The sequence below is a fragment of the Humidesulfovibrio mexicanus genome, from assembly GCF_900188225.1.
Lineage (GTDB): Bacteria > Desulfobacterota > Desulfovibrionia > Desulfovibrionales > Desulfovibrionaceae > Humidesulfovibrio > Humidesulfovibrio mexicanus.
This window is the reverse complement of the sequence record NZ_FZOC01000007.1, coordinates 131,473-157,483: the sequence shown is the minus strand read 5'-3', so window position 1 is coordinate 157,483 and position 26,011 is coordinate 131,473. Positions and strand designations below refer to the sequence as shown.

General features: G+C 66.1%; 29 protein-coding genes. 24 read left to right on the top strand and 5 right to left on the bottom strand.

What is annotated here, in order from left to right:
• Positions 1-2: 2 nt before the first annotated feature.
• From CHB73_RS14035 to CHB73_RS14025, 3 genes are all read right to left on the bottom strand, one after another.
• On the bottom strand, positions 3-1,724 hold the full coding sequence (locus CHB73_RS14035) for a hydantoinase/oxoprolinase family protein (RefSeq protein WP_089275228.1): 1,722 nt from the start codon (positions 1,722-1,724) through the stop codon (positions 3-5).
• A 207-nt stretch (positions 1,725-1,931) separates the two neighbouring features.
• The gene (locus tag CHB73_RS14030; protein ID WP_089275227.1) at positions 1,932-2,420 is read right to left on the bottom strand and encodes a bactofilin family protein; all 489 of its coding nucleotides are present in this window, start codon (positions 2,418-2,420) and stop codon (positions 1,932-1,934) included.
• Positions 2,421-2,509: 89 nt separating this feature from the next.
• Complete coding sequence (locus CHB73_RS14025) at positions 2,510-3,253, bottom strand: XRE family transcriptional regulator (RefSeq protein WP_089275226.1); 744 nt, start codon at positions 3,251-3,253, stop codon at positions 2,510-2,512.
• A gap of 140 nt (positions 3,254-3,393) precedes the next feature.
• On the opposite strand from CHB73_RS14025, the gene CHB73_RS16555 reads away from it, so the two are divergent.
• The 10 genes from CHB73_RS16555 to CHB73_RS13980 all read left to right on the top strand — a co-directional run bounded on the left by CHB73_RS16555 (position 3,394) and on the right by CHB73_RS13980 (position 10,751).
• Positions 3,394-3,738 carry a hypothetical protein gene (locus CHB73_RS16555; RefSeq protein WP_143337402.1) on the top strand — a complete coding sequence of 115 codons (345 nt, stop codon included), beginning with the start codon at positions 3,394-3,396 and terminating at the stop codon, positions 3,736-3,738.
• A gap of 29 nt (positions 3,739-3,767) precedes the next feature.
• The gene (locus CHB73_RS14020; protein WP_235641619.1) at positions 3,768-3,995 is read left to right on the top strand and encodes a DNA-binding protein; all 228 of its coding nucleotides are present in this window, start codon (positions 3,768-3,770) and stop codon (positions 3,993-3,995) included.
• Between the two features lie 210 nt (positions 3,996-4,205).
• A complete protein-coding gene (locus tag CHB73_RS14015) occupies positions 4,206-4,613 on the top strand; it encodes a hypothetical protein (RefSeq protein WP_089275225.1) in 408 nt (135 codons plus the stop codon).
• Entirely contained in the window at positions 4,610-4,990 is a 381-nt protein-coding gene (locus tag CHB73_RS14010) for a response regulator (RefSeq protein WP_089275224.1), read from the top strand. Before CHB73_RS14015 ends, CHB73_RS14010 begins: the two co-directional genes overlap by 4 nt.
• Positions 4,991-5,094: 104 nt before the next feature.
• A complete protein-coding gene (locus CHB73_RS14005) occupies positions 5,095-6,351 on the top strand; it encodes a sulfite exporter TauE/SafE family protein (protein ID WP_089275223.1) in 1,257 nt (418 codons plus the stop codon).
• 1 nt (position 6,352) lies between these two features.
• Positions 6,353-7,156: a hypothetical protein gene (locus CHB73_RS14000; RefSeq protein WP_089275222.1), complete on the top strand. Its 804-nt coding sequence runs from the start codon at positions 6,353-6,355 to the stop codon at positions 7,154-7,156.
• 104 nt (positions 7,157-7,260) lie between these two features.
• Complete coding sequence (locus CHB73_RS13995) at positions 7,261-9,408, top strand: PEP/pyruvate-binding domain-containing protein (protein WP_089275221.1); 2,148 nt, start codon at positions 7,261-7,263, stop codon at positions 9,406-9,408.
• Positions 9,409-9,411: 3 nt separating this feature from the next.
• On the top strand, positions 9,412-9,666 hold the full coding sequence (locus tag CHB73_RS13990) for a DUF4911 domain-containing protein (protein ID WP_235641618.1): 255 nt from the start codon (positions 9,412-9,414) through the stop codon (positions 9,664-9,666).
• Between the two features lie 355 nt (positions 9,667-10,021).
• Positions 10,022-10,258 (top strand): zinc ribbon domain-containing protein, encoded by a 237-nt coding sequence (locus CHB73_RS13985; protein WP_143337401.1) that lies wholly within the window; start codon positions 10,022-10,024, stop codon positions 10,256-10,258.
• Between the two features lie 31 nt (positions 10,259-10,289).
• Positions 10,290-10,751, top strand: a complete 462-nt coding sequence (locus tag CHB73_RS13980) for a zinc ribbon domain-containing protein (protein ID WP_143337400.1) — start codon at positions 10,290-10,292, stop codon at positions 10,749-10,751.
• A gap of 211 nt (positions 10,752-10,962) precedes the next feature.
• Here CHB73_RS13980 and CHB73_RS13975 read toward each other — a convergent pair whose 3' ends face one another.
• Positions 10,963-11,478 carry a zinc-ribbon domain-containing protein gene (locus tag CHB73_RS13975; RefSeq protein ID WP_089275217.1) on the bottom strand — a complete coding sequence of 172 codons (516 nt, stop codon included), beginning with the start codon at positions 11,476-11,478 and terminating at the stop codon, positions 10,963-10,965.
• A gap of 772 nt (positions 11,479-12,250) precedes the next feature.
• Between CHB73_RS13975 and CHB73_RS13970 the strand changes: the two genes are divergently transcribed.
• Together CHB73_RS13970 and CHB73_RS13965 are read left to right on the top strand one after the other, a co-directional pair.
• Complete coding sequence (locus CHB73_RS13970) at positions 12,251-13,882, top strand: DNA primase family protein (RefSeq protein WP_089275216.1); 1,632 nt, start codon at positions 12,251-12,253, stop codon at positions 13,880-13,882.
• Between the two features lie 163 nt (positions 13,883-14,045).
• Positions 14,046-15,470 (top strand): toprim domain-containing protein, encoded by a 1,425-nt coding sequence (locus CHB73_RS13965; RefSeq protein WP_089275215.1) that lies wholly within the window; start codon positions 14,046-14,048, stop codon positions 15,468-15,470.
• Between the two features lie 34 nt (positions 15,471-15,504).
• Here CHB73_RS13965 and CHB73_RS13960 read toward each other — a convergent pair whose 3' ends face one another.
• Positions 15,505-16,203 (bottom strand): zinc ribbon domain-containing protein, encoded by a 699-nt coding sequence (locus CHB73_RS13960; protein WP_143337399.1) that lies wholly within the window; start codon positions 16,201-16,203, stop codon positions 15,505-15,507.
• A gap of 455 nt (positions 16,204-16,658) precedes the next feature.
• On the opposite strand from CHB73_RS13960, the gene CHB73_RS13955 reads away from it, so the two are divergent.
• From CHB73_RS13955 to CHB73_RS13905, 12 genes are all read left to right on the top strand, one after another.
• Positions 16,659-17,612 (top strand): hypothetical protein, encoded by a 954-nt coding sequence (locus tag CHB73_RS13955; protein WP_089275213.1) that lies wholly within the window; start codon positions 16,659-16,661, stop codon positions 17,610-17,612.
• A complete protein-coding gene (locus tag CHB73_RS13950) occupies positions 17,609-19,525 on the top strand; it encodes a terminase gpA endonuclease subunit (protein ID WP_089275212.1) in 1,917 nt (638 codons plus the stop codon). Before CHB73_RS13955 ends, CHB73_RS13950 begins: the two co-directional genes overlap by 4 nt.
• A 55-nt stretch (positions 19,526-19,580) precedes the next feature.
• The gene (locus CHB73_RS13945; protein ID WP_179217060.1) at positions 19,581-19,802 is read left to right on the top strand and encodes a helix-turn-helix transcriptional regulator; all 222 of its coding nucleotides are present in this window, start codon (positions 19,581-19,583) and stop codon (positions 19,800-19,802) included.
• A gap of 96 nt (positions 19,803-19,898) precedes the next feature.
• A complete protein-coding gene (locus CHB73_RS16895) occupies positions 19,899-20,138 on the top strand; it encodes a hypothetical protein (protein ID WP_179217059.1) in 240 nt (79 codons plus the stop codon).
• 62 nt (positions 20,139-20,200) lie between these two features.
• Positions 20,201-21,661 carry a phage portal protein gene (locus CHB73_RS13940; RefSeq protein ID WP_179217058.1) on the top strand — a complete coding sequence of 487 codons (1,461 nt, stop codon included), beginning with the start codon at positions 20,201-20,203 and terminating at the stop codon, positions 21,659-21,661.
• Positions 21,662-21,672: 11 nt separating this feature from the next.
• On the top strand, positions 21,673-22,857 hold the full coding sequence (locus tag CHB73_RS13935) for a S49 family peptidase (RefSeq protein WP_089275209.1): 1,185 nt from the start codon (positions 21,673-21,675) through the stop codon (positions 22,855-22,857).
• Positions 22,858-22,860: 3 nt separating this feature from the next.
• Positions 22,861-23,517, top strand: coding sequence for a head decoration protein (locus CHB73_RS13930; protein WP_089275208.1), 657 nt, complete (start codon positions 22,861-22,863; stop codon positions 23,515-23,517).
• A gap of 3 nt (positions 23,518-23,520) precedes the next feature.
• Entirely contained in the window at positions 23,521-24,534 is a 1,014-nt protein-coding gene (locus CHB73_RS13925; protein ID WP_089275207.1) for a major capsid protein, read from the top strand.
• Positions 24,535-24,620: 86 nt separating this feature from the next.
• Positions 24,621-25,046: a glycoside hydrolase family protein gene (locus tag CHB73_RS13920; protein WP_089275206.1), complete on the top strand. Its 426-nt coding sequence runs from the start codon at positions 24,621-24,623 to the stop codon at positions 25,044-25,046.
• A gap of 3 nt (positions 25,047-25,049) precedes the next feature.
• Positions 25,050-25,454, top strand: coding sequence for a 3TM-type holin (locus CHB73_RS13915; protein ID WP_089275205.1), 405 nt, complete (start codon positions 25,050-25,052; stop codon positions 25,452-25,454).
• Positions 25,451-25,684 (top strand): hypothetical protein, encoded by a 234-nt coding sequence (locus CHB73_RS13910; protein WP_089275204.1) that lies wholly within the window; start codon positions 25,451-25,453, stop codon positions 25,682-25,684. The genes CHB73_RS13915 and CHB73_RS13910 overlap by 4 nt, the downstream gene beginning before the upstream one ends.
• Before the next feature lie 4 nt (positions 25,685-25,688).
• Entirely contained in the window at positions 25,689-26,006 is a 318-nt protein-coding gene (locus tag CHB73_RS13905; protein ID WP_089275203.1) for a head-tail joining protein, read from the top strand.
• The last annotated feature ends 5 nt before the right edge of the window (positions 26,007-26,011 follow it).

Sequence of the window (26,011 nt, the reverse complement as noted above, 5' to 3'; positions counted from 1 at the left end):
GGCTACCTCCCGCCCTCGCCCTGGCCGTTCAGGACGAAGGCCACGCCGGGCTTTATCTGGCATTTCACGCGGATGTTGCGGCCCGTGGTGACGCCGTCGCTGACCATGTTGAAGCTGGAGGCGTGGTTTACCTGCGCGTTGTCGCGGTCGGCGAACACGCCCATCTCGGAGAGGTGCGCCAGCAGGTGGTTCAGGGCGTCGCGGCTGGCCTCCTGCAGGCTGTAGTTGCGCGGCACGTTTTCGCGGTGGCTCAGGGCCGGAATGAACATGACGCCCTTTTCCGTGTCCGCGAAAAGCTCCAGGCTGGCGGTGTTGCGCGTCAGCGCCGCGCCGATGGCGTTGGCCACGCCGGAGTGCTCGGGCACCACGGTGAACAGCTCGAAGCGCTGGCGCAGGGGCTCCTTCATGGCTTGCGCCGGGCCGCCCATGACGTACACGCGCCGGGGCGCCACGCGGCGGCCCTCCAGCAGCTCGTGAATGGTGTACACTGGCTTGTCGTTGATCTCGTCCAGAAGCTCGCGGGTGGCGGTGTAAATGGCCTCGCAGGCGGCCTCAACGGCCTGCGCCGCCAGCAGTTCTGGGGAGATGGAGTGCCGTGCGGCGAAGGCGGCCACGGCCAGGCGCGAGGCCTCCACGTTGCCATGGGCGCAGGCGCCGGTGCAGTTCAGCGCGTCGATGAGGGTGGGCCGGGCGTCCGCGGCCGGGCGCTGGCCCGGGGGCACGCCATCGGCCTGGGAGGGGCCAAGGCGGTTGGGGCCCACGCGCACGGTCTCGCCCAGCACGCCGATGGCCGAGTCGCCGCCGATGCCGATGGAGCGCACCTTGAGGGCGCGCACCAGGGTGGGGTGGCTGCCGATGTGAATGCCGTCGTGCTCCACCAGCGGCTGCCCGTCCACGAACACGGCGATGTCCGTGGTGGTGCCGCCGATGTCCAGGATCACGGAGTCGTGGGTGATGTCGCACAGGGCGATGATGCCCATGACGCTGGCGGCAGGGCCGGAGAAGATGCTCTGCACGGGCATTTTGCGCGCCTGGGCCAGGGGGAAGGTGCCGCCGTCGGCCTTGAGGGTGTTCACGCGCACATGGCCCAGGCCCAGGCGCTCCAGGCTCTGCTCCACGGCGTCGGCGAACTGGTTGAACACGCGCCACACGGCGCAGTTGAAGTAGGCCGTGGCCAGCCTGCGCGGGAAGTTGAGCCGCCCGCCCAGCTCGTGTCCCAGGGTCACGGCGTCGGCGCCGCCCTCGCCCAGGGGGCCGATGAGCTGCCGCAGGCTGTTCTCGTGGAGCGGGTTGCGCGTGCTGAACTTGCCCACGCAGCCAAAAACCTTGACCCCGGCCTTGCGGCAGGCGGCGATGGCCGCTCGCGCCTGGTCCTCGTCCAGGCGCTCCACTTCGCTGCCCCGGTGGTCGATGGCGCCGCCCAGGGCGTGGTAGTCGCGGCAGAGCATGAACTCGCCGGGGTTGATGCCGGTTCCGGCCACCACCAGCATTCCCACATCCTCGGTGTTCCCCTGCACAATGGCGTTGGTGGAGAGCGTGGTGGACAGGTTGAGCTGGGTGATGTCCCCGGGGGGGACGCTCTTGAGGATGACCGCAAGGGCGGCGTTCACCGAGCCGAGCAGGTCGGCGTGGTCGGTCCTGACCTTGGCCTGGGCGGCGATGCCCGATTCGTCGAGCGCCACGGCGTCGGTGTGCGTGCCGCCAACATCAATGCCGAGAAACATGGGCTGGCCCCCCTTGTCTGGTTTGTGGCTTCGGCAATGCTTTCCGCCGCATAGCACCGGGCATGGGGGCCGTAAAGGGCGGCGGGGCGCGGCATCGGCGGGCGGTCGGAGAGGGTCGGTGGGCGGCGCTGGGGCCGAAAAGCGTGCGGGGCCGGGCGCTGCTGTCTGCGCACTCGGCCCCGGCGGGAAGGCGTTGCCCGTTCCGGGCTAGTTCACGTCCTCGGTCTCCGGCGCAACCTCGGCCCCAAGGGCCTGGGCGCGGCCGGACTGGGTGGGCAGCACGGGCATTTCCGGCTCGCCGGAGTCTTCCCCCGTGCGCGGGCGCGGGTTGGGCATCTCGATGCTGCCGTTCAGCACCGCGCCCTGGTCCATGCCCAGCGCCGGAGTCAGGACATGGCCGTCGAACACCGCGTGCTCGTGCAGATGCACATGATGGCTGGCGCGCACGGTGCCGATGAACGTGCCGTTGGCGTTCAGGCTGGCCACGTCCACCTCGCCCTTCACCAGGGCGTCGCGGCCGAGGATGAGCGTGCCGGTGGCCGTTATGGTCCCCTGGAAATGCCCGTCAATGCGCACCGAGCCCTCAAAGCTCAGGTTCCCGGTGAACCGGGTGCCCACGCCGAGGAAGGCGTTCAGCTCGCCGGAGGTGTTGTCCGTGTCGGCCGACTCGGAAAAAATTTTGGAGAACCACTTCATGCCGCACCTCGAGATGATATAGACCACATCTCTTGATTATACCTCTATGGATTGAGAAAATCCAGCGCTTTCGTCGGCCCAGGTCCGGGCTATTTGCGGGTCATGTCGCTCCAGGCCCAGACCACGCGCCCCCCGATGGCGGCGGAGAGCTCCCCGCCGTAGTCGCGGTTGAGCCGGAATACGCGCGGGGGGTAGTCGCGCGAGTTGTCGGAGTAGAACACAAGCTCCAGGTCTCCGTCCACCGGGCGGGTGGAGACGCGCTTCACCGCGCAGCCTCCGTCGGGCTCGCACACGAGCATGATCTTGCCCGGCGGGTCCGGGGCCTTTTCTCCCCGGTCCACCAGAACGATGTCGCCGGGGTGCAGGGTGGGCACCATGGACACCTCGCCCTTGCCGATGCTCACGGCCACCAGGTCGGAGCGGAAGCGGACGGATTCGTGGTGGCGCCACACCAGAACCCAGCCCCGGATGTCGTCCTGGGGAATGCGGCCCGGTCCGGCGGCAACGGGCTCTGTGGCGAGCGGCACGGCGAAATAGTCCTCGGAGGCGGGGGGGGCGGGGTCCCCCACTGTTCCGGTGGGCCGGGCGGAGACGAAGCACACCTCGCGGGCAACCTCGGGCGGGGCCTCGCCAGGGAGCACCAGCCGCGCGCCCAGTCCGTCCAGAACGCGTCCCAGGGTGTCCACGGACAGCCCGCGCTCGCCTTCGATGAAGCGGTTGAGCTGCGAGGGGTCGATGCCCAGGGCGTCGGCCATGCGCTTGCGGTTGGGGAAGGTCTTGCCCTCTCCGATCCGGTCCCAGAGGATTTGGCGCAGGTTGTTGGTGAAGTCCACGTTCGGCTCCTGGAGTTTGCGCACTGCGGGGGAGCGCGGCGTTTGCTCTCTGGCACAATGTTAGCAGGATTTTTGTCCGGGTCCACTTCTTTTTGTGGTCTGCACTTGACAAAAGATTATATATTTGACAAAATTTTGGCATGAAAACAGCGCGCCAGCGTTCCTGCAAATCCGTGCTGCAAAGCCCGTTGTGGCAGTGCCGAGAGCTGTGGCGCCTGTGGGGCTGGTGCCTGCTGCGTGCCGCGAGAAAACACATAATATCTGACTGTTGTGGCGTTCCTGTCCGCCTTGGTCCCGGCCAGGCGGCCGCGCCTTTGGAGGTGATTTGCGCAGAGACGGGCCTGTCGCGGCTGGACCTGCGGCAAGCTCTGACAGTTGGCAAAGAAATTGGCGTTCTGGAGGTGCTCTGTACGCCCTGGGGACTGCGCATCTCTATTGTCGATTGGCAAGCCGTGTCGCTGCGCGGCCTATGCGCTGCGCCGTGACGCTCGCAACCCTTCATCAGGAGGACGGTATGGAACTGCACATGGATATCTGCGTCAAGGGCGCTCGGGCCATATGCGAGGCCGTTGGCGAAAATCCCAAGCAGATCGTGCGGCTGGTGCGCGATCTGGGGCTGCCCGCCTGGCGGCGCGCGGGGTCGGGCTCCTGGCGCGCCCTGCCTGAGGATTTGAAGCGCTGGATTTTGTCACAACGCAACCAGCACCTGCCCGAACCACTTCGCCAGGATCTTCCCCAGTAATGTCCCCCCCCCCGCCCAGAGTGCATCCGCTTCCGGGCGGGGGGAGTCTTTTCCCCTGCCTTGACAGACTGTAAAAAAAGCTGACACCGGAGTCGCGCCGGATGACGCCATGATGCAACGTCGGCATGGATAACCTGCTGTCGTTAAATGGCTTTGTTTTTTCCTCAGCCTGGCACGGCAATTGCCTATCGCCAAGCAAAAGGAGCGACAATGCCCGCGTCCATCCGGCTCGACATCGCCATCACCGATAGAAACCCGCATGTGCGCGAGTTCTTATGCCGGGAGCTGTGCGGCGAGGGCCACCGGGTCGGCGCCCTGGCCGGAGCGGGGCAGTTGCTTGAGGGGCTGCGCGGCGGTCATCCGCCCCAGGTGCTGGTGCTGGACCCCGAGGCCGCCGGGCCTCGCCTGGCGGAGGTCGCCGCCAGCCTGAAGCGGTGTCCGGAGGTGCTGGTGCTGCTCCATGTGTTCGAGGGCGAGGGGCAGCAGCCAGGTTTCGAGGGCGCGTTTGTGGTGGAGAAACAGCCCGACATCGGCGCGCTCAAGGCGGCCATTCGCGCCTTGGCGGCGCAGTTCGCAGGGCGGGGGCCGGACCGCGCGCAGCAGCAGGAGAAGCCATGAAGGTGCTTTTGGTCGACGACGAACAGGATTTTCGGGACACCCTGGCCAAGCGTCTCGCCCGGCGCGGCATAGAGGCCGAAACCGCGCCCGGCGCGGCCGAGGCCCTGGCTTGGCTGGGGCGCAATCCAGGAGCCGACGCAGTGGTGCTGGATGTCAAAATGCCCGGCATGGACGGCATCGAGGCCCTGAAGCACATCGCGGCCAGCTATCCCGGCGTGGCGGTGCTCATGCTTTCGGGGCACGCCCATGTGGAGACGGCCATGAAGGGGCTGGAGCTCGGCGCCTTCGACTATCTCATGAAGCCCGTGGACATCGAGGAGCTGGTATTCAAGCTGCAGGACGCCTGCGAGCACAAGGCGCTCAAGGGCAGGGCGTAGCGCGTCGCGCTGGCCTGCCCATAAACTGGCGAGGCATTGAACCGGGACCGTTCGTGCGGGCCGGTTCCGGTTGAGGCAAACATTTATACTTGGAGGGTGCTTTGATGGGCTTTGGAAGACAGGTCTTCGAATTCCTCAAGCAGGCGAGCATCGCGCACGCCAAATGGGACATGGAGATGTCCCTGTCCATCTTGAGAAGCAGGAAAAAGCTGGCCATCCTGGGGCTGATGGTCCTGCCCATCCTGCTCATCAACTTCGCCTTCGCGGCGGACATGATCGGCAGCAAGACGGCCTATGCTCCGGCCTTCTACACCAACACCATCTTTGTGGTGTCCATTTTCGTGGGCCTGGCGGCGGGTTTGATCACCGGCTGCATCGGCGCGGGCGGCGGCTTCATCATCACCCCGGCGCTCATGGCCGCGGGCGTCAAGGGCATCCTCGCCGTCGGCACCGACCTGTTCCACATTTTCGCCAAGGCCATCATGGGCACCGCCGTACACAAGAAGCTTGGCAACGTGTCCGTCAAGTTGGCCATCGCCTTTTTGGTGGGCTCGGGCGTGGGCACGGTCATCGGCGGGGCCATCAACACCGGCCTGTACAACAAGGATCCCCTGCTCTCCGAAATGTTCATCAGCACCATCTACGCGGTGCTGCTGGGTTTCCTCGGCTTTTACGCCCTGTTCGACTATCTCTCCGCCAGCCGCAAGGGCGAGACCGGAAGCGGGCATGACGCCCACGGCGGCGCTTCCGGCTCGACCGGTCTTGCCACAACGGTCCAAAAGATCCGCTTGGCCCCCATGATTACCTTTGACGAGGACTTCGTGCCCGGCGGCAAGCAGATCTCCGGCTGGATCGTCGCGGCCGGCGGCATGGTGGTCGGCATCCTGGCGGCCATCATGGGCGTGGGCGGCGGCTTCGTCACCTTCCCCATGTTCGTGTATATCTTCGGCGTGTCCAGCATGACCACGGTCGGCACCGACATCCTGCAGATCATCTTCACCGCGGGCCTGGCCGCCGTGGGCCAGTACGCCATTTACGGCTACGTGTTCTACACCCTGGCCATGGGAATGCTCATCGGCTCGCTTTTGGGCATCCAGGTCGGCGCGCTCACCACCAAGGTGGTCAAGGGCATCCACATCCGCGGTTTCTACGCCATCAGCATCATCGCGGGCTTCATCAACCGCATCTCCGTGCTGCCCAAGAAGATGGTCGAGCTGGAGATGGTCAAGATCGACATGGGCCTGTGCAACCAGATCGAGTTCGTGGGCAACATCATCTTCTGGATCGTCGTCGCCTTCTTCGGCTTCTGGATCTTCAGCAAGTTCTTCGGAAACCTCGGCAAGCTGCGTCAGGAGGCCTAAGATGCTCATCGCCAACAAATCCACATTCAACAAGGGCGCGCTGCTCTTCGTGTCCTTCGCCTGCGTGTTTGGCTCGCTGTTCCTGCCCATTTGGGACGGCCACAACGGCCTGAACGCGGCGGACAACATGTTCAACCGCCTGTCCAAGGGGTCCAGCTACTTCATTCCGGATGTGCAGAAGCAGGCGCTGACCCTTGCGGGCAAGAACGTCACCGTCACGGCCAAGATCAAGGACGCCTCCCTGGCCCCCATCGCCGTCAAGAACCTGACCCAGGCCGGGGCCACCGCCGAACTCAAGGACGGCGCCCTCACCTATTCCGGCGACCTGGGCAAGATTCTTACCGCCGCCCTGGCCGACGCCGACGACATGTTCAAGAACACCCAAGATGGGGTGCTGCAGCGCTCCGGCCTTTCGGAGAGCGAAATCGCCGCGATTGCGGAAGAGCGGAACAAGGACGCCGCCGCAGCCAGCGCGGAGGACAAGAAGAAGGCCGGGGAAATCCTTGCGGCCAAGGCCATCACCAAGGCCTGGTGGGCCGTGCTCGATGCCTCCATCAAGGAGCTGCAGAAGCAGAAGCTCATCGAGGAGGCCAAGATCGTGGGCAACGTGAACAAGCGCGGCCTGGAGCCCGGCTACAACTTCTTCGGCATCGCCGGAGAGAAGGTGCTGGACAACGTGCTGCCGCTTGTCGGTCTGCTTGTGTTCTATGTCGTATACACCATGTGGTACGGCTTCGCCATCTTCGACCTGTTCGCCGGCATGGGCCTTGGCATGAGCAAGTCCAAGAGCAAGAGCGAGGCCTAGGCCTCAGCCCCCGTCCCCTCGCGTCCCCGGTGGTCACGGCCGCCGGGGACGTTTGCATTTTTACGCCGCCGCCGCTATGACGTGACTTGAGAAGGAGCCCCTGGATGTTCGAGACTCTGCGCGCCCTGTTCCGCCGCCCCCGGCCGCTCCACGTGGCCGATGCGGATGTTGCCGAGCGCATAGGGGCCGATTTTCGCCGTCGGCACACCAATTTCCGCCTGCTCTTGACCGCGTGCACGCGGCTGCTTTCCATCCTGGGCGACATGGAGCGCGCCGCCACGGACGGCCGCGTGTTCGGCATGACCTTCCTGCGCGCCGGGTCGACCGCGCTTGTGGTCAACGGCTTTCGCATGATCAAGCACTTGGAGGCCATTGCGCCCCAGTGCGCCGCGCGGCTCAAGCCGCGGCTGCAGGAGGTGGGCGTTCGCGTGGAGGAAGTGCTGGGCCGCCGCAATCCGCCCGTGTGCGGGCAGCTTGTGGCCGATCTGTCCCAGGTGGAGGCGGACATGGCCGACCTTGTTGGCGCGCGTCTGGCCGAGCTGGGCGAGGTCAAAAACCGGCTGGGCCTGCCTGTTCCGGAAGGGTTCGTCATTGGGGCCTGCGCCTACGAGCTTTTTGCCGGGCAGCCCGGCCTGCGCGAGGAGATAGCCCGCCGCACCCAGGCCGTGTACGATGTGACCGGGGCTTCCGCGACGGACAGCGACGCCCCGCCGATGCTGTACGGACCAGATGCCGCCACCCTGGCGGCCTTGAGCCGCGAGGCGCAGGCGCTGGTGATGGCCGCGCCCCTGCCGCCCGAGCTGGAGGACGCCGTGACCCGCGCCTGCGCAGAGCTTTCAAAGGGGAGCGGCTGCACCCGCGTGTGCCTGCTGCCGTGCAGCCTGGGCGAGGGGCAGGGCTTCACCGGGGTGTACCCGGCCCAGTTCGGCGTGCCGTGCCACGAGGTGCTGGCCGCCTACCGCCGGGCCCTTGCGGGCAAGTATTCCGTGCAGGCCATGCGCAGGCGGCTCATCAGCGGCATTCCGGACATTGACGTGGCCATGTGCGTGGGGGTGCTGGCCGTGCCCGGCGGCGTGGAGGACTGGCTGCCCGAGTGCCGGGAGGACGGCCTGCGCGGGGCCGAGGGCGAGCGTTTGCGCGGGGTGTGCCGCAGCACCGCGCCGGAGGCCGCAGCCCGGTCCGCAGGGTTGGGGCCCGCGGACGCGGCCGAACTGCTGGACTTGGCCCGGCGGCTAGAACGGGGGTTGGGCGCGCCGGCCCTGTTCGAATGGGTCAAGGAGCCTGGCGGGCACATGCAGGTGTTGCGCTGCGGCCCCCTGCCCCCGCCGGACGAGGACGAGCCGACGCCGACGCCCGCCGGGGCGCGCGTCCGCTCGCACATGGAAGGAACGCCCGTTCATGCGCGGTTGCTGGAACTTCTTGAGCTGCTCTCGCCGCTTACTCTGCCGCCGCCGGAGGATCCCGGCTTCCGCGCCGCCGCCTGCCGCACCCTGCGCGACGTGGGGCGCATCGCCCACCAGCGCGGGGTGGAGGCCATGTTCGATTTCGGTCGCGCCCAGCAGAATTTTCCCGAGCGGCAAGCCAAGCAGCTGTGGGCGAACGGCTCGGCCATGCAATGGTGGATCATCAATCTGGAGGACGCGTTCAGCGCCCCACCGGAGGGCAAGTTCATCCGGCTGGAGCACATTGACTCGCCCCCGTTCCAGGCCGTGTGGGAGGGCATAAGCGCCTTTCCCTGGGCCGGGCCGCCGCCGGTGGACGCGCGCGGCTTTCTCTCCATCATGTACGAGTCCACCACCAACCCAGAAATCACCATCACCGGAGATTTCGACTTCGGGGTGCAGAACCATATCCTGCTGTCCAAGTCGTATGTGTCGCTGTCCTCGCGCTTCGGCTACCATTTCGTGACCATAGAGGCCCTTGTGGGCGACCGCGCGCGGGAGAACTTCGTGAGTTTCCAGTTCCGCGGCGGCGCGGCGGAATTCACGCGCCGGGCCAGGCGCATCGCCTTCGTGTCCGATCTGCTTTCCGGCTTCGGCTTCAGCATGGAGACGAAGGACGATGCCCTCATTGCGCGGGTGGAAGGCCTGAGCACGGACGAATTCATGGATCGTCTGCGGATTCTGGGCTACCTCATCATCCATACCCGCCAACTGGACATGATCATGCGCATTCCCGCCCAGGTGCGCCTGCACCGCGAGAAGATCCTGCGCGAGGTGGACGAGATGCTGTCGCGGCGGCGGAAGGGGTAGGGCGTGCGCTCTGTGCGGATGTACGTGCGGCTGCCGCGCGCGCAGGTGGCCCTGTTTCGTTTTCTGCTGGAGGCCTGCGAGGGTCTGGCCCTGTTCACCAGCCTGGGGAGCGATGCGGACGGGCGCGAGGTGCTGTGCCTGCGGTGCGCGCCCGGGGCCGAGGCCGAGTTGCGCGCGTTTCTCTCGCGCGCGCGGGGCGAGTGCGGGGCCGAGATGCTGGGCTGCGGCGAAAGGTGCGCCGCACCGGCAAGGCGTTGACGCGTCCGCCATACGCGGCCGGCACCGGGTTTCGCCTCGGACTACGGGGCAAGGCCCGCTGCAACGCGGATTGGCTGTGTCCGCGCGTCCACGCGGCCAGGGCCGGGAGCCCTGGCGCGACTGTGGCGTCACGAAGGTTTGTTGGGGGCTCTGTTGTCGCGGTGGAGGCGGCTCTTCGCCGGGAGGGGATGTGATGCTGGGGAGGATGCTGCGCAATATCGTGTTTTAGCTTGGGCTTGCGTACCTCCTCTTTCTTTTTGTGCAGCCGTTTCTTTTGGCGCTGTCCGTGGCCGTTTTTCCGCCCAAGCGAACGATCTTCTTTGCGCCCAGGAATTTGGCCTCTCCGACGGAAATCGTGACGTGGAGCTTTTCGCGTGTGCATTCCCAGCACTACATCGCCCTGTCGCTGATGGCGCTGGGCGCTGTCATTACCCTGGTGAGGAAGCCCGGCCCAGGCGACAACGGCGTGGCGGCCCCGCGCGCCGCAGGTGCGCCAGGCATGGCGCCGCGCAGCGCCCCGGCGTGTCCCCGTTGCGGCTGCGCCGTTGAGCCTTCCGCGCGGTTTTGCGAGTACTGCGGGCAGAAACGGTAGCCTGTCGCATTGAGGATGGGAGGGTATGCGCATGGCGAAATCCGGCATCGTGTCTTCGCTCATGTTTCAGGTCGGCCTTGTGGCCTTTTTGGACAAAATATTTTGGTCTGTCCGGTACACGAACGAGTTTATTGAGCACAACCAGTTGGATCGGCCGGACGAATTGCGGCAGCTGTTTCTGCTGGGGCACCGCTTCGGGGATCTTTCGCTCTGGGAGCATCGGCGGATTCTGTTGAACAACCTTTCGTTTCCCAACGTTTTCTTGGATTACTTCTTTCGCTTTCCGCTCCCGGTATTCGTGTATGCGGCGCTTCTGTTCGTGGGAGGTTTCCTCGTCCTTCGCGCGAAAGGGGTTTTTGACGGTAGGCCCGTGGGCATGGCGCGCGAAACGCCCTTCCAGACCTCGTCGGCCGGAAACCGCTGCCCTTGCTGTGGCGCAATCGCACATGGCGGGGATGTTTTTTGCGGCGCGTGCGGCAATCGGCTTTGTTAGCGCGGCGCGCGGACAGGCAGGAGCCGGAACCTCTCGGCCTGGGGCTTTCGGGCGGGGCCGTAAGCGTCTTGGGCACCTGCACTGGTCCAGGGGACACAAGCGGAAAACGCCTTCCTGGTTGTCCGGGAAGGCGTCTCTGAGGCAATCCCTGTCGCGAGGCGGTCCGGCGGGCGGGGGCTTCGCGGGTTTGCACCTGTTGGCGTGACGGGGGCTACGGAAGCTTTGCGCCGCAATTGGAGCAGAAAGCCGCGTCAGGCTCCAACTGGCCGCCGCAGCTGGTGCAAAAACGCTTTCCCGCGTTGGCCTGGACGGTCTGCTGCGGCTGGGCATAAGGCGTCTGGGTCGGCGCGCCAGGCTGGGAGTACCCGTACAGGGATCTCCCGTCCGACAGGTATATCCAGCCTTTGATCGCCCTGTAGAGACCCCAGCAGAAGCCTATGATCAGAATCGGGAAGCCGATGACGAACAAGAGGGTCATGGCGCCCACTATCCCGATGCCGAGCTGGACCCAAAAGGTGTTGATCTGCCACCTGAAGTGCTCTTGAAGCAGTGGATACCCGATGGCGTCGTCCTTTTTGATATAGTCGATGATGACGGCGACAATGGCGGGGATGCCTCCACAAACGTAGCCGAGACCGAACAGGGCGTAGCAGAGCTGAAGGGTCTTCCGGAGCCCGTTTTCGCGCATGTCGTAGGCGCCGTGCATCTGCATGTTGGACGAGTGCATGTGTTGCCCCTTGTTTAGGCGTGTCCTGTTGTCCGTGCGTTCCTGCCGTTTGCGGCCAGCGCCGTAGCAAGCCCTGGCCCATCATCCCAACGTCTGCTGCTTATGTGCAATGGGGAATGGGCGTCAAGGGGGGCGAATGTTTCGGGCGCGTCTTCATCCCTGCCGGGGCCTCTGCAGAGGACGGCGGAATGCCTGCGGACGCAAGCAAACCGCGTGGGCTGAGAGGTGTGGCGGCAAGGGTCTGAAGGCCACAAAAAAGGCGGTCAGGATTGCTCCAGACCGCCTGTGATTGCTGGCGTCCCCAAGGGGGTTCGAACCCCTGTTGCCGGCGTGAGAGCCACGCCACAACCCCATGTCCGCCAAGTATTCTAACTCCTTGTCCTCGCACCAAGAGGCCAGAAAAGCACCACACAGCACCCCATAGGGTATCCATCGGGATATCCGCACCCCCTGCCCTGCGCCAAGTTCGCCCATTGCGCCCTTGGCTTGTCTTCAGACGTGGGCATGGCATCGCGGCCCAGCAGGGGCTTGTGGTGGGGTGCGGCCCGCGCCTCCCCCTCTCCCCCTTTCCTCGGGAGATCATGCAAAGGGCTAATTGGGCGGCTCGGACCCCCGTGGGTCCTTCCTGGCCTCTCTTGACCACGGGCACCAGGGACCTCGGGACATTCCCGCGCAAAATGAAAAAAATCCATTGGAAAAATGGAACTTTTTCAGGCTTGCACCAAGCGTGCTACGCCGGTCGCAAGGTGTGTCACGAAGGAGGTGCACGCTCATGAGCGATGAAAAGCACGAAGACATGGACATCCAGGCGATGGTTGAAGCCGATGTTGCGGAAGAGCAGCAGAAGTTCGTTGGCCAGCCGAAGAAGCCTAACGAGATTTCATCATCCGACATCCTGCAGGCGTTGTGGGATCAGGAGGACGGCGACCGCGACCTGTTCTGCCGCCTGTATCGCGGGAAGCTGTGCTTCGACCACCTTGAGCAGGCCTGGTATGAGCGCACCACCGGCCATTGGCGGCTCGACAAGCACAACAACGTCCTGACCTACATCGACGGCATCGTGGAGCTCTACCGCAAGGAGGGGCTGAACCAGCTCAAGATCGAGCGCGAGGCCTTGGACGAAAACGAACAGAAGATGGCCGCAGCGCGTCGCAAGGCCTTGAATGAACGCGCGAGCGCCCTGAAAAAGCGGCACCGCAAGTTGAACGTGCTGGCCCTGGCCGCCTCGGGCGAAAAGTACCTGGCCGTCTCCGGCGAGCAGTGGGACACAGATCCCTGGAAGCTCGGCGTGCTCGACGGCTCCATTTGCCTGCGCAGCGGCGCCCACCTGCCGCCCCGGGCGGAGGACTACATCCGCCTGTTCGCTCCGGTGCCGTATGCCAACGCTTCGACCGAATGCCCCACCTGGTGGGCGGCGCTGGACGAGGTGTTCGCCGGCGACCGCGTCATGATCGACTACTTCCTGCGCGTGCTTGGCCATTCGCTCATCGGCAAGTCCCTGGTGGAGCACTTCTTCGTGCTCTACGGCCCGGGCGGCAACGGCAAGACCGTGCTCATCGAGACCATCTACAAAATCCTCGGGCCGCTCGCCCGGCCCATTCCCCCGGCCATGCTCATGGACCGGCGCTTCGCGGCCGACGCCGACAAGCCCTCGGCCACCAAGATGATGCTCCGGGGCCTACGCATCGCCTGCGCCAGCGAATCCAAGCAAGGCGAGAGCTTCGACACCAGCGAGATCAAGGCGCTCTCCGGCGGCGACAAGATCACGGCCCGGGCCCCGCACGACAAGCGCCAGGTGGAGTTCCCGCAAAGCCAGACCCTGTTTTTGCTCACCAACAAGCTGCCCATCCCCCCGGTGGATGACCGCGGGTTCTGGCGGCGCATGCGGGTGATCCCCTTCGAGGTGGAGTTCGTGGACGGCGAACCCAATCCGCAGCTCAAGCAGCGGCGCAAGCGCGACAAGGACGAGCTGGAGCGCGCCCTGGCCAAGGAATACCCGGCCATCCTCTGCACTCTGGTGCAGCATTGCCTCAAGGCCCAGGAGCCCGGCGGGCTGGCCCCGCCGCCCAAAGTCACGGCGGCCACCGTGGAATACCGCACCGATTCCGACCTGCCGGGCATGTTCCTTTCGGCCTGGACAGAGGCCATCCCGGGCAGCCGCATCCAGGCCGGCGACCTCTACATCGGCTACGAGCTGTGGTGCGCGCAGAACCGCATCAAGCCCGTCAGCGGCGTGCGCTTCGGCAAAGACATGCGCAAGCGCCTGAGCGTGAAGGACTCCAACGTGGTCTGGTACGAGGACATCCAGTGGAAACCCGGCGAAGGCGTGGACGCGGCGGACCCCGCCCAGCTGGTGGAGCAGGAGAAGGAGCGCCGCAAGAGAGGGGGCAAGAAAGAGGCATGACAAAGGGCGAAGGGCTGAACCCCCGGAACAAGGCTCCAGGAAGAGCACTTAGCCCTTTTTCCCCTTTTAGAAAAAACTCGGTTGAAAAAAGAAGAAGGAGCGAAGCTCCAACAAAAGATTCTTCAGAACGGGCGAAAACGGACGAACGGGCAAAAGGCGGACAATGCGGACCATTCTCGATCTCCTGGCGGAAGATGGCATCGTAGCCGTCTTGAAGGGCTCGAAGCACGGCGGCGAGTACCATTCGGCCTGCCCGGGCTGCGGCGGGCGTGACCGTTTTGTGTGTTGGCCTGAGGCTTCTGGCGGGATGGGGGGCGGCCGCTATTGGTGCCGGGGCGGATCCACGGGCGGCAAGGGTTGCGACAGCCAGGGCGACGCGGTGCAGTACCTGCGCGACTTCCGGGGCCTGAGCTTTCAGGAGGCGCGGGAGTCTCTCGGCGTCCCGCCCGACCGCGCGGCGCAGCGTAGGCTCGGCCTGCGTCCGGTCCAGGCTTCGGAGTGGGAGCCCCATGTCGAGGCTGCCCCGCCCGAGCTGTGGCGCATCAAGGGCGCGGCCTTTGTGGCCCACTGCGAAGAGGAGCTTGCGCGGCGTCCGCTGGTGCTGGAGTGGCTGGACCAGCGCGGCATCACGCAAGCGGCCGCGCGCGCCCGCCGCCTGGGCTTCCATGACCAGCTGGCCTTCCGCCCCCTGTCTGCCTGGGGGCTCCCGGCGCCGCCGCGCAAGGACGGCAAGACGCCCAAGCTCGCGCTCCTGCCCGGCCTGGTCATTCCGTTCTTCGAGCACGGCGAGCTGCACAAGCTCAAGGTCCGTGAGTTCGCATGCGCGCCCTGGCCGGAGTGGGCGCAGGGCGACAAGTACCGCGAGATCAAGGGCTCGAACCAGCGCTATTCGGTCTACGGCCAGGGCCGGGATCTGGCGGTGGTGGTGGAGACCGAGCTTGACGCCATGCTCCTGGCCGAGCGCGTGGGCGACCTGGCCCTGTGCCTGGCTACGGGCTCGGCCCAGCGCAAGCCGGATGCGGCGGCGGCCCTGCTGCTCAAAAGCGCAAAGCTGGTGCTCAACGCCCTGGACAGCGACGATGCCGGGGCCAAGGCCGCCTGGAGCTGGTGGGACAAAAATGTGCCCGGCGTCAAACGCTGGCCTGTGCCCAAGCGGCTCGGCAAGGACCCGGGCGATCTGGTCAAGGCCGGTGTTGATGTGCGCCAGTGGGTCCTGGCTGGCGTGCGGCGTCATGCCCCGGCCCTGCTGGCGGCCAGCGCTCCGCCATGCGCCGCACCTGCCTGCGCCGCGCCGCCTGCCCCGGAACAGCCGCGCCGGACCGCGCGCTCCTGGCCCGTGCCCGAGGGCGTGGCCCTGGCCGACATGACCTTGCCGCCCCGCGCGCCTGCCGTTCCAGATCTCGTGCGCGCCCTGCAGGGCCGCCCCCTGGACGCGCCCAGCTGCCTTGTTCCGTGCCCGCGCACCCGGCCCACGTTCTGGTGGGTCTATTTTGCCAAGGCCTGCCAGGGCTGCGCCGGGCATCCGCAGTGCCTGCTGGACCTTGTGCGGTCAAAGCAGTTCCAGGAGGCAGTCAATGCCCAGGCATAGCCTTCTGCCACACAGCCTCGGCGTGGGCGCTTTCTCAAATCGCGTCCGCTCCAAAAATGGTCCCCATGCCTTCAACAAAGCCATAGCTGTACTTCACTTTGCCTCGAATGGCGCTCGTTTGATCGCTGCTTTTTTCTCCACCCAGCAATCCAAGTTCGCGGAGCACGCCGCCCCTGCCAGCGGCGTCCAACTCCGGGGAAAGCGTCGCGATAAGCACCACCATGCCCTCTATGATGGCCGCACCCGACTGGATGGTGCCGTCCCCCACGCCAATGAGCATGACCCCGGACGCGTTGGGCGCATCATTTGGCGTGGCGATAACCAAGCCGATATGTTTGCCGACCTTGACTTGCATGGACGAAGCCGCAGGGCCGCTGGAATTCTTCGTTATACGAGCCTTGTGGTGAAAATCCATCTTTCGAGCTGCCTGATTGAAACGTTCGACAATAGCTTCTGCAGTGTAGGCCAATGTCGGGGTTGTGGCCTCTACCACCTGCTCTTGCTCGGCTGTCGGCGTTGCGGCCTGCTCCGTACTCTTTTTGTCCGTGCTGCCCAAGTTGCCGATGACGACCAGGACCACCACTGCCAGCAGGGCGAGGCCGCACCCCATCTGCCCCTTCTTGACCTTTGCCCGGCCTGCCTCGCGGTCCTGCTCGGTAATGGGCTGGCCGCACTTGGGGCAGGCCTCTGCGGCGTCCGAAATTTTCTTTTTGCAAGCCGGGCAGGGGATCATGGTGGGGGGCATATTGGAAGCGCTCCTGGGGTTAAATTGATAAGAGGTTCAGATGTTACAGCATGTTCCGATGAATGTTTTACTTTCGATATGCCCGGCCTTGTGCCTTTCGTCAAACAGTTTTGCGAACCAAGCGTATTCTTCTCCCAGCAGCGGGCAAAGAGGGAGACAGGTGCTCGAAACACCTTGATCGTGGGACGGCCCCACGGCCGTCAGTCTCCGTGGGATTTTTGCTTTCCAGCATCTGGATGCGCTCCCGGCGACGCCCGATGGCCCGCGTCCCCGCATCCAGTCCAAGGCGGCCTACCACGCCTACCGTCAGTGGCGCCGCAGCGCCGGGGTGCGCCCGGTGAGCAACGTCTGGTTTGGCCGCTGGATGCGCGGGCGCTTCGACGCCCATGACCCCAACGTGGTCTGGTATTTCTGCACACTCAAAACCGGGGCACCGGAGGAACATGGCCGAACGTAAGAACAAACGCGACGCTCTCATCAGAGCCCTCAGCGACGCGGACGCCAATCGGTTGGCGGTCCTGGCCCAGGCGCGCGAGAACGCCAAGGCCGCCGTGCTGGAAAAATCCTCCAAGTCGAACATGGAGGCCCTGCGCACCGCCGAGCAGATGCTGGCCAAATTCCAGGCCGACAAGGGCCTGGACGGCACGGGCGCGGGCCTGTGCTTCAAGAACATCAACGAGGTGCACCGCTACTTGAGCGAGCAGGGCTACAAGGCCGCGCTCTCCACGCTCTACAACGACAAGAAGTTCTTTCCCAAGCGCAAGGGCGTCATCAGCTTGCGCGCGGTCAAGGGCTACATCGAGGCCAAGAAGCTGGAGAAGCGCTCCGCCTCCGCCCAGCAGGAGGCCGAGGCCGACGCGGGCCTCTCGTCCGAGGCGCGCCGCCTGGACGCCGACGCCGCCCTGAAGGAAAAACGCGGCCGTTTGCTCGACTTGCAACTGGCCAAGGACGAAGGGGCCCTTTTCCCGGCAGAGACGGCCGAGCGCGAACTCGCCGTGCGGGCCCAGGCCTTCCGCCTTGGCCTGGAAGGCTGGGCGGCCAAGGCGGGCGAGACTGTGGCCGCGACCTTCGGCGCCGACCCGGACCTGGCGGCCAAGGCCGTGGTCCGCGTTGGCGGCGACCCCGCCAAATCCGGCGAGCTGGTGGCCTTCCTGCTCTCGCGCGTGCCGGCCTTTGTCACCCTGTTCGTGGACGAGCTGGCCAAGGCGCTGGACGACTACGCCTCGGGCGTCTGGCTCACCCCGGACATGGCCGAGCGCATGCGCGCCTGGGAGCAGGCGCGCGCCCTGCGCGAGGTGGAGACCTGCCGCGAGGCCTGCCGCCTTGTGGGCGCTCCCGAGGACCGGGCCGAGGCCCTGGCCGCAGTCTTTCTCGTGGCGCGGAGGCTGACGCGATGATCATCCCCCAGGCTGCCACATCGTACATGCCGGTCCGCTGGTTCCCGGGCGAACTCGAGGTGCTGTGCCTGCGTCAGTGGGAGAGCACCTTTGAATGGGCGCGCACGCACTTCCGGCTGGTGGTCGGCGCGCAGGCCGGGCGGCTGTGGGACCCGGACGCCGCGCCCTACGCCCGTGGCATCATGGATGCCTGGGACCGGCCCGAGGTGCGCAAGATCTTTGTCATCGGCCCCAGCCAGGGCACCACGAAGACCACCATCGCCTACGCCTGCGGCTTTTCGCGCCTGTGCCGCAAGCCAGGCCCCCTGGGCATCGCCATGCCGGACCAGGAAGCCGTGGAGCGCATCTTCCGCGAGCGCATCATCCCCCACTTCCGCAACACGCGCCCCCTGCGCGAGTTGTTGTCCGTGGAGCGCTACGCCGAGCAGAAGGCCAGCCTGCTCTTGCGCAATGGGTCCATTGTGCACGGGCTGTGGACCGGCTCGGAGTCGCGCATGTCCTCGGTGTCGCTGGAAACCCTGCTCATCGACGAGGAGGACGCCTACCAGGACAAGGGCGCGGTGGCCGTGCTCGAGGAGCGCGTGCGCGCCTACGAGCACACGGGCAAGATCCTGCGCTTCTCCAAGCCGCGCGGCAGCGAGGACCAGTCCACCATCTGGCGCGACATGAAGGCCGAGGCCCAGGTGCTCTATTCCTGGCGCGCGGTGTGCCCGGCCTGCGGCGCGGCCGAGGTCATGGATCTGGACAACATCCGCGTGCCCGAGGGCGTGCGCGACCCCAAGGAGATCATGGACAAGCGGCTGGCGCGTTACGTGTGCCCGCACTGCCAGTACCAGTGGAGCGACTACGTGAAGAACCGCGCCGTGGCCGCCGGGCACTGGCACCCGAACCGGGAATCCGCCGCGCCCTCGGTGGTGGCCTTCCACCTGCCGTCCTGGACCGCGCAGGGCATGAGCCTGTCCAAGGTCATGGCCGACTATTTCAAGGCCCAGCGCGAAGGGCACAGGCGCATGCTCTGGTTCGATAACTCCCACAAGGCCGTGCCCTATTGCGAGGTCACCGCCTCAACCGATGAGGAGGCCTTGCAGAACCAGGTGGACCATGGCCGCCCGGCGCAGACCGTGCCGGATCAGGCCGTGGCCCTGACCTTCATGGCGGACACGCAAAAGGACCACTTCTGGTGGTCGGTGTACGCCCACGGCTTGGAGCCGCGCATGGAGTGGCTGGTGGACTATGGCCGGGCGCAGACCTTTGGCGATCTGGCCACCCTCATCTTCCAGACCACCTACCCGCGCGAGAACGGTCGCGAGCGCCTGGGAATCTGGCGCGCCGGCATTGACTCCGGTGGCTCGCGCGAAAGCCCGCTGGAGCCTTCGCGCACCATGCAGGTCTACCGCTGGCTCATGACCCAGCCGCCAGGGGTGATCTTTGCCACCAAGGGCATGAGCTACCAACGCCCCGGCGTGCACGTGTATTGGTCCTTGCTGCAAAAATACCCAGACGGCGCGGCCATGAAGGGCGGCCTCCGGCTCTACCACATCGACACCGACGCCTTTAAGAGCGAAGCCCTCTGGCGCATGTCCGGGGAGGAGGGAGCCGACCCGCTGCGCTTCCACGGCAGCGTGACCCCGGATTACTTCCGGCAGCTCCAGAGCGAGCGCAAGCAGTGGGAGGGCGGCAAGGAAGTGTGGAAGAAGGTCCGCAAGGACAACCACTGGCTGGATTGCCTGGTGGGCCACCTGGCCATGGCCCACTTCCAGTGGTCGCCCAGCCTCGCCGTGGTGGCGCAGTCCATGCTTCAGGCCCGTGTGGAGGCCTCCGGCCCGCCCCCGGCCCCTGGCATGTCCACGGGCCCGTCTCCGGGCGGTTCAGGACCTGGCTTCGGCGGCGCCCGCCCCTCCTGGAGGCGATGACATGCCGAAGCCCGCCACGAAACCGCAGACTGCAGCACACGAAAGGAAGGACGCGATGACCATAGATGCCGCCGCCAGCCACAGCCCCGGGCGAAACCGCCGTCAGGTCTGCGCCAGCCTCGGGTGCTCGCGCTCCATGTTCTATGTGCTGCTCGACCGGGGCGAGTTCCCCAACGCCTACTTTGTGGGCGGGTCCGTCCGCGTCCCACAATCCGACGTGGACGCGTACAAAGCCCGCAATAACTATGTGCGAAAAAAGGACGCCGAGGCAGGGTGAGAATTGTGCCCTAATCTCACTTTCCGTCCACAGGTGTCCATAGCGTACCGTAGCGTCCAATGACTTCGCCCGGCAGGGCCGCGTATTTTCGCGGCCATGTCGGAATACCTCTCGCTCTACACTGACGAAGAACTCGACGCGGAGATCGCTGCCTGGAAGGTGGCGCTCCGCGACGTGTCCATGGGCCAGAGCTACACCATCCGCGGCCGCGAGCTGACCCTCGCCTCCCTGGCCGAGATCAAAAGAACCCTTGCCGATATGGCCCGCGAGAAGAGCCGCCGCCTGGGCGGTCAGACCCCGCGCGTCGTGCAGGCCGTCATCCGGAGGAGCTTCTAGTGGCTGCCCCGGCCGTGCTGCGCCATCGCCTCCGCCCAGGGCAGGTCCGCGGAGTCCGCCGCGTGGCCGCCTCCCACGGCGGCACCCTGGGCAACTGGAGCCCCTACCGTGTTTCGCCGCACCAGGAGCCCCTGGACCGCGAGACCATGCAGGCCCGGAGCGAGGACATCGTGGCCAACGACGGCCACGCCACCAGCGTCCGCGATACCATCATCATCAACGCCATCGGCACTGGCCTCACCCCGCAGTCGGCCATCGACTACGAGGCGCTGGGCATCACCGAGGACCAGGCGCGCGGCATCGAAAAGGCCCAGGAACGGGCCTTCCGGCTTTGGCAGCGCGAGGCCCACGTGGGCCGGGCCATGCACTTCCAGGACTGCCAGCAGCTCTCCATCGGCTGCGTCGTCACTTTTGGCGAATACGCATGGGTCGGCCGCATGCTCGATGAAGCCACCCGCTTGCGCAAGGGCCGCAGGTTCAGCTTTGCCCTGCAGGACATCCACCCCATTCGGCTCAAGACCCCAACCGACCGCGCCCTTGACCCCCAGGTGCGCGACGGCATTCTGTTGGATGAAGACGGCGAGGCCGAAGGCTACTGGTTCACGAACTCGGACAGCATGGGCGTGCTTACCGAGTACCATTTCGTGCCTGCGCGCCAGGGCCACCGCCAGCTTGTGTTCCACGCCTGTCGCCACCGCGAGCCCGAGCAGGTGCGCGGCATTCCGCTCCTGGCTCCGGTCATCAAGCTCTTTCGCGATAAGTACGATTTCCTGGACTACGAGATAATTGCGCAGATCATCACCGCCAGCTTCCCCATCGCCATCGAGAGCGAGAACCCCAAGGACCACGGCGTGCATCAGGGGACCGGCGGGGCCGGGGCCGACAAGCGCTGGTATCAGGGCGTGAACCCTGGCCAGATTCTGTACCCGAACCCCGGCGAGAAGGTGAGCGCCATCCAATCCAACCGGCCGGGCAACAACTTCGATTCGTTCTTCAAGCTCATTTTGAAGACCCTCGGAGCCGTGGCCGGCATCCCCTACAACCAAATCCTGAAGGACTTCAGCGACACCAACTATTCCAGCGCCCGCGCCGCGCTGCTCGAAGCTTGGCGCGTGTATCAGGACTACCGGGCCTGGCTGGTGCGCCGCTTCTGCCAGCCGGTGAGGGAGCACGTGCTCGAAGAGGCCTGGCTGCGCGGCATGTGGTCCATCCCCGCAGGCGCGCCCGGTTTCTACGAGCAGATGGACCTGTACACGGCCTGCCGCTGGACCCCACCCCCGCGCGGTTACGTGGATCCCTACAAGGAAATCCAGTCGCAGGTGCGTGGTCTGGAATCCGGCTTGTACTCCTGGTCTGATCTCCTGGCCGAGCAGGGCATGGATTGGGAGGAAGCATTCCAGCAGCAGGCGCGCGAGCGCCGTCTGCGCGAGTCTCTGGACCTGCCCCTGCCCGGCGCGGGCGACAGCCACGAGACCGATCCTCTGGCCATGATGCCCGACCCCCCAACCATCCCGGGAACCTGAGAGGTGCGCCCATGTCCTTCGTGAACATCCTCCCTGCCTATTGGGCCATGAAGCCCGAAGCCCTGCGCAAGGCCGTGAACGATGCCGCATCGCACCGCGCCGACCTGGCACCCCGCGAGGCGGGCGCGCTGCCGGGTGAGCGCAAGCTGTACCGCCTGGAAAACGGCCTAGCCATCATCCCCGTGCAGGGTAACTTGCTGAAGGAGTTCCACTACCCTCCTTTTTGGACCTCCTACGTGGTGGTCCGCGCCCAGTTGGAGGCGGCCCTTTCCGACCCTGACGTGCGGGCCGTGCTGCTCGACATCGACAGCCCCGGCGGCACCGTGGCCGGCTTTCAGGATCTGGCCGACGCGGTGTTCGCAGCGCGTTCGCGCAAGCCGGTCTACGCCTGGACCGACGGCACGGCGTGCAGCGCGGCGTACGGCGTCGGCGCGGGGGCCAAGCTGTTTGCGGCCTCGCCCATGGCCGAGGTCGGGTCCGTTGGCGTGGTCTGGGTCCACACCGAGTGGACCAAGTACGACGAGCGCGTGGGCCTCACCGTCACCGTGCTCCGCGCGGGTGAGTTCAAGGCCCTGGGCAACGAGTTCGAAGCCCTGGACACCAAGGCGCGCGAGGTCCACCAAGCCACCCTGGAAGGCATGTACTCCCTGTTCCGCGCCAGCGTGGCCAAGGCGCGCGGGCTCTCGGAGAAGAATTTCGAGGATTGGGCCGAAGGCCGCGTGTTCCTGGCGGGCGACGCGGTGAAGGTTGGCCTGTTGGACCACGCCTGCCCCAAGGACGAATACCTTTCGATCATCATGAAGGAGGTCAACATGAATCCCACCGAGTTGCGGGCCCAGTTCCCCGATGCCGTCGCGGCCATCGAGGCCGACGCCGCCAAGACCGCCACGGCGGCAGCGGAAGACCGGGTTGCCCAAGCCAAGGAATCCGTCGTGGCCCTGGCTGGCACCCTTTTTGGCCAGGAGGCTGTGGACAAGCTGTCCGCCGCGGTCGAGGCCGGGCTCACGGCCGAGCAGGCCGCCAAGCTCGGCCTGTCGGCCCAGCCCCCTGCCCAGGCCGGAAGCGGCGACGGCCAGATGAAGAACATGCTCGACGCCCTCCAGCAGACGGACCCGTCCGGCGTCAAGCCCGGCGCGTCCAAGCCCGCCGGTGAGAATCTCCTCCTGGCGGCCGTGACCAAGTACACCAAGGAGTAGCCCATGGCGTTCATCAACGAACCCACCCGCCTGCCCGACATCCTGCGGCGCGAGCTCGATCCGGGCTTTTGCCGCGAGGAAGTGATCGTGCTCCAGGGGCAGAGCCTGCCCCTGGGCGCCGTCATCGGTCGCCGCTTGTATGCCTGTCCCGAGGTCGCCACGCCCAAGGCCGGCAACGTCGGCAACGGCACCGTGGAGCTGGTGACGGCCGGGCCGTCCGTGCTCATCGGCCAGTACCGCCTGGTGTGCACCCAGGCTGAAGCCAATGGCGGAGTGTTCCAGGTCTTCGACCCGGGCGGCAACCGCATGGCCGACGCCGTGGAAGGCGCGGAATACGACCAGCCGCAGCTCGGCTTCATCATCAACGACGGCAGCGTCGACTTCGCCGTGGGTGATGAATTCTCCATCATCGTGGCCGAAGGCGACGGCCGTGTCCGCGCCCTGGCCCCGGACGCCGCAGACGGCACGCAGGTGGCTTACGGATTCCTCACCGCCGCCTGCGACGCCACCGGAGCGGCCTGCCGGGCCGTGGCCATCAAGCGCGACGCCTTCATCCTGTCCGCGCACCTGGTCTGGCCTGCCGACATAACCGCCCCGGAAAAAACCCTGGCTCTCAAGCAGCTCGCGGCCCGTGGCATTCTCGACCAGAAGGGGGTCTAAATCATGTTCAACCCGTTCGCCGATGAAAACTGCTACGGCCTGTATCCGCTGACCAAGGCCATCAACGTCATGCCCAACCGCTTCGGGCGGCTGAACCAGATGGGCCTGTTCAAGCCTGAACCGCTGACCACGGATGTCGTCAGTATCGAAATGCAGAACTACGTCATCCGCCTGCTGCCCTCCAAGCCCAAGGGCTCCCCGGGATCGCAGAGCGAGCACGGCAAGCGCGGCGTGCTGACCTTCAAGGTGCCGCACATCCCGCTGGAAGACACCATCCGTCCCGAGCATTACGCGGGCGTGCGCGCCTTCGGGACCAACAGCCAGGCCGAGACCTTCGCCAATGTCATGGCCCGGTTCCTGTTCGAGAACCGTGCCAAGTTCGAACTCACCTGGGAGCACCTCAAGTGGGGCGCCCTCAAGGGGCTCATCATCGACGGCGACGGCGTGACTCCGCTGTACAACCTGTTCAACGAGTTCGGCATCCAGCAGAAGACCGTGAACTTCGAGCTCGCCGACCCGGCAACCGACGTCCAGGCCAAGTGCTTCGAGGTCTCGCGCCACATCGAGGAGAACCTCAAGGGCGATGTCTCCTCCGGCGTGCGCGTCATGGTCAGCCAGGAGTTCTTCGACGCGCTGACGGGCCACCCCAACGTGCTGAAGTTCTTCCTGAACCAGAGCGAGGCCAGCCAGGTGTCCGGTCAGGACATCCGCAAGGGCTTCCGCTTCGGCGGCCTCGTGTTCGAGGAACACCTCGGCAAGGCCCCCAACGGCGGCACCGGCGACATCCAGCGCTTCATCGCCGTTGGCGAAGGCCACGCCTTCCCGGAAGGCACCTCGGCGACCTTCCTGAACGCCATGGCCCCCGGCGATTTTCTGGAGACCGTCAACACCCCGGGCGTGGAGCTCTACGCCAAGCAGAAGGTGAAGGATTTCGACAAGGGCGTTGACCTCTGGTTCGAGAGCAACGTGCTGCCCATCTGCCTGCGGCCCGGCGTGCTGGTCAAGGTGGTGAAATAATCTCCTCCCTCGGCGCAGCGGGGGTCCGGCTTCCCGCCCCGGTCGGATCCCCGCCAATCAAGAACCAATAAAAAGGACAGGCGCGCATGAACACCCACCGCCTCGCCAAGCAGCTCCTCACCGATGAAGGCCTGAAGCTCAAGCCCTACCGCTGCACTGCGGGCAAGCTCACCATCGGCGTGGGCCGCAATCTTGAGGATCGCGGCATCACCGAGGACGAGGCCATGCTGCTTCTCCAAAACGACATCAAGCGCTGCTGGGGCCAGGTGGTGGGCGCGTTGCCCTGGGTGCTCAACGCGCCCGAGCCCGTGCAGGAAGCGCTGGTGAACATGTGCTTCAACCTGGGCTTGGCGGGGCTGCTCAAGTTCAAGAACACCCTGGCCCACCTTGAAGCTGGCGAATACGAGCTGGCGGAAATGGAGATGCTCGACAGCGCCTGGGCCAAGCAGGTGGGCGCGCGGGCGAACCGGCTGGGGGCCATGGTCCACGGCTGCGCGAAACAGGAGGGCTAGGCCATGTCCCTGCTCAGCTTTATTCCCGTCATCGGCGCGGCCGCGCAGAAGTTGATCGACCTGATCCCCGACCCCAACGCGCGGGCCAAGGCGGCGGAGGAGTATCAGCGCGAGGTGCTGGCCATGGCCGCCAAGGCCGAGGCCGACCAGCGCGACATCAACAGGGCCGAGGCGCAGCACGCCTCCATCTTCGTCTCCGGCTGGCGTCCGGCCATCGGCTGGGTGTGCGCGGCGGCCCTGGGCTTCCAGTACCTGCTGCGGCCGCTCTTGTGCTGGGCGGGCGGCGTGTGGTGGCCGGAGCTGCCGCCCCTGCCGGGGCTGGACGCCAACCTCTGGGAGCTGATGTTCGGAATGCTGGGCCTGGGCTCCCTGCGCACCTTCGAGAAGTCCAAAGGGGTGGCCAGGTGAGCGAGTCCGTGGAGGTCCGCCTCGCCCGCATCGAGGTGAAGCTCGACGCGCACTTCTCCCGCGACGACGAGCGCGCGGCCAAGTGGGAAGGGCACGAGGAGCGCATCCAAATCCTGGAGGCCGCCGAGAACCAGCGCAAGGGCGGCCGGGCCATGCTGGTGGCCCTCATGGGCGCGGCTGCGGCCCTGGGCGGCATCGTCGCCAAGCTGCTCCCCTTCGGGGCGAGGTAGGCCGATGCGCCCCTTCGAAGCCATGCTCGCCCGGCACGCGCAAACCGTGTTCCTGAACCCGCGCACCTTCGCCGGGCCGCTCTCCATCGATGGCCGTCCGGTCACGGCCATGTGGGACGCCTCCATGCAGCCCGGCGGCGCTGGCGAGGCCATGTACGGGGTCAACGTGGAGCGCCGCCTGCTGCTGGCCCTGGCTGCGGAGCTGCCCACGCGGCCGGTCTCCGGCCAGGAGCTGGTGGTGGATGACGTGTACTGGACCGTGGGCCCGGTGCGCGATTGCGAAGGCATCCTCGAAATCGAACTCAGCCGGAACCTGTCCTGAGGTGA

Coding starts and splice junctions, on each gene's coding strand:
- CHB73_RS13930 (WP_089275208.1), top strand. CDS start 22,861: ATGGCGTTCATCAACGAACCCACCCGCCTGCCCGACATCCTGCGGCGC.
- CHB73_RS14035 (WP_089275228.1), bottom strand. CDS start 1,724: ATGTTTCTCGGCATTGATGTTGGCGGCACGCACACCGACGCCGTGGCG.
- CHB73_RS14010 (WP_089275224.1), top strand. CDS start 4,610: ATGAAGGTGCTTTTGGTCGACGACGAACAGGATTTTCGGGACACCCTG.
- CHB73_RS14005 (WP_089275223.1), top strand. CDS start 5,095: ATGGGCTTTGGAAGACAGGTCTTCGAATTCCTCAAGCAGGCGAGCATC.
- CHB73_RS14015 (WP_089275225.1), top strand. CDS start 4,206: ATGCCCGCGTCCATCCGGCTCGACATCGCCATCACCGATAGAAACCCG.
- CHB73_RS13935 (WP_089275209.1), top strand. CDS start 21,673: ATGTCCTTCGTGAACATCCTCCCTGCCTATTGGGCCATGAAGCCCGAA.
- CHB73_RS13970 (WP_089275216.1), top strand. CDS start 12,251: ATGAGCGATGAAAAGCACGAAGACATGGACATCCAGGCGATGGTTGAA.
- CHB73_RS13925 (WP_089275207.1), top strand. CDS start 23,521: ATGTTCAACCCGTTCGCCGATGAAAACTGCTACGGCCTGTATCCGCTG.
- CHB73_RS14020 (WP_235641619.1), top strand. CDS start 3,768: ATGGAACTGCACATGGATATCTGCGTCAAGGGCGCTCGGGCCATATGC.
- CHB73_RS13920 (WP_089275206.1), top strand. CDS start 24,621: ATGAACACCCACCGCCTCGCCAAGCAGCTCCTCACCGATGAAGGCCTG.
- CHB73_RS13980 (WP_143337400.1), top strand. CDS start 10,290: ATGGCGAAATCCGGCATCGTGTCTTCGCTCATGTTTCAGGTCGGCCTT.
- CHB73_RS13945 (WP_179217060.1), top strand. CDS start 19,581: ATGACCATAGATGCCGCCGCCAGCCACAGCCCCGGGCGAAACCGCCGT.
- CHB73_RS16895 (WP_179217059.1), top strand. CDS start 19,899: ATGTCGGAATACCTCTCGCTCTACACTGACGAAGAACTCGACGCGGAG.
- CHB73_RS14030 (WP_089275227.1), bottom strand. CDS start 2,420: ATGAAGTGGTTCTCCAAAATTTTTTCCGAGTCGGCCGACACGGACAAC.
- CHB73_RS13965 (WP_089275215.1), top strand. CDS start 14,046: ATGCGGACCATTCTCGATCTCCTGGCGGAAGATGGCATCGTAGCCGTC.
- CHB73_RS13975 (WP_089275217.1), bottom strand. CDS start 11,478: ATGCACTCGTCCAACATGCAGATGCACGGCGCCTACGACATGCGCGAA.
- CHB73_RS13905 (WP_089275203.1), top strand. CDS start 25,689: ATGCGCCCCTTCGAAGCCATGCTCGCCCGGCACGCGCAAACCGTGTTC.
- CHB73_RS13915 (WP_089275205.1), top strand. CDS start 25,050: ATGTCCCTGCTCAGCTTTATTCCCGTCATCGGCGCGGCCGCGCAGAAG.
- CHB73_RS16555 (WP_143337402.1), top strand. CDS start 3,394: ATGAAAACAGCGCGCCAGCGTTCCTGCAAATCCGTGCTGCAAAGCCCG.
- CHB73_RS13995 (WP_089275221.1), top strand. CDS start 7,261: ATGTTCGAGACTCTGCGCGCCCTGTTCCGCCGCCCCCGGCCGCTCCAC.
- CHB73_RS13950 (WP_089275212.1), top strand. CDS start 17,609: ATGATCATCCCCCAGGCTGCCACATCGTACATGCCGGTCCGCTGGTTC.
- CHB73_RS13960 (WP_143337399.1), bottom strand. CDS start 16,203: ATGATCCCCTGCCCGGCTTGCAAAAAGAAAATTTCGGACGCCGCAGAG.
- CHB73_RS13955 (WP_089275213.1), top strand. CDS start 16,659: ATGGCCGAACGTAAGAACAAACGCGACGCTCTCATCAGAGCCCTCAGC.
- CHB73_RS14000 (WP_089275222.1), top strand. CDS start 6,353: ATGCTCATCGCCAACAAATCCACATTCAACAAGGGCGCGCTGCTCTTC.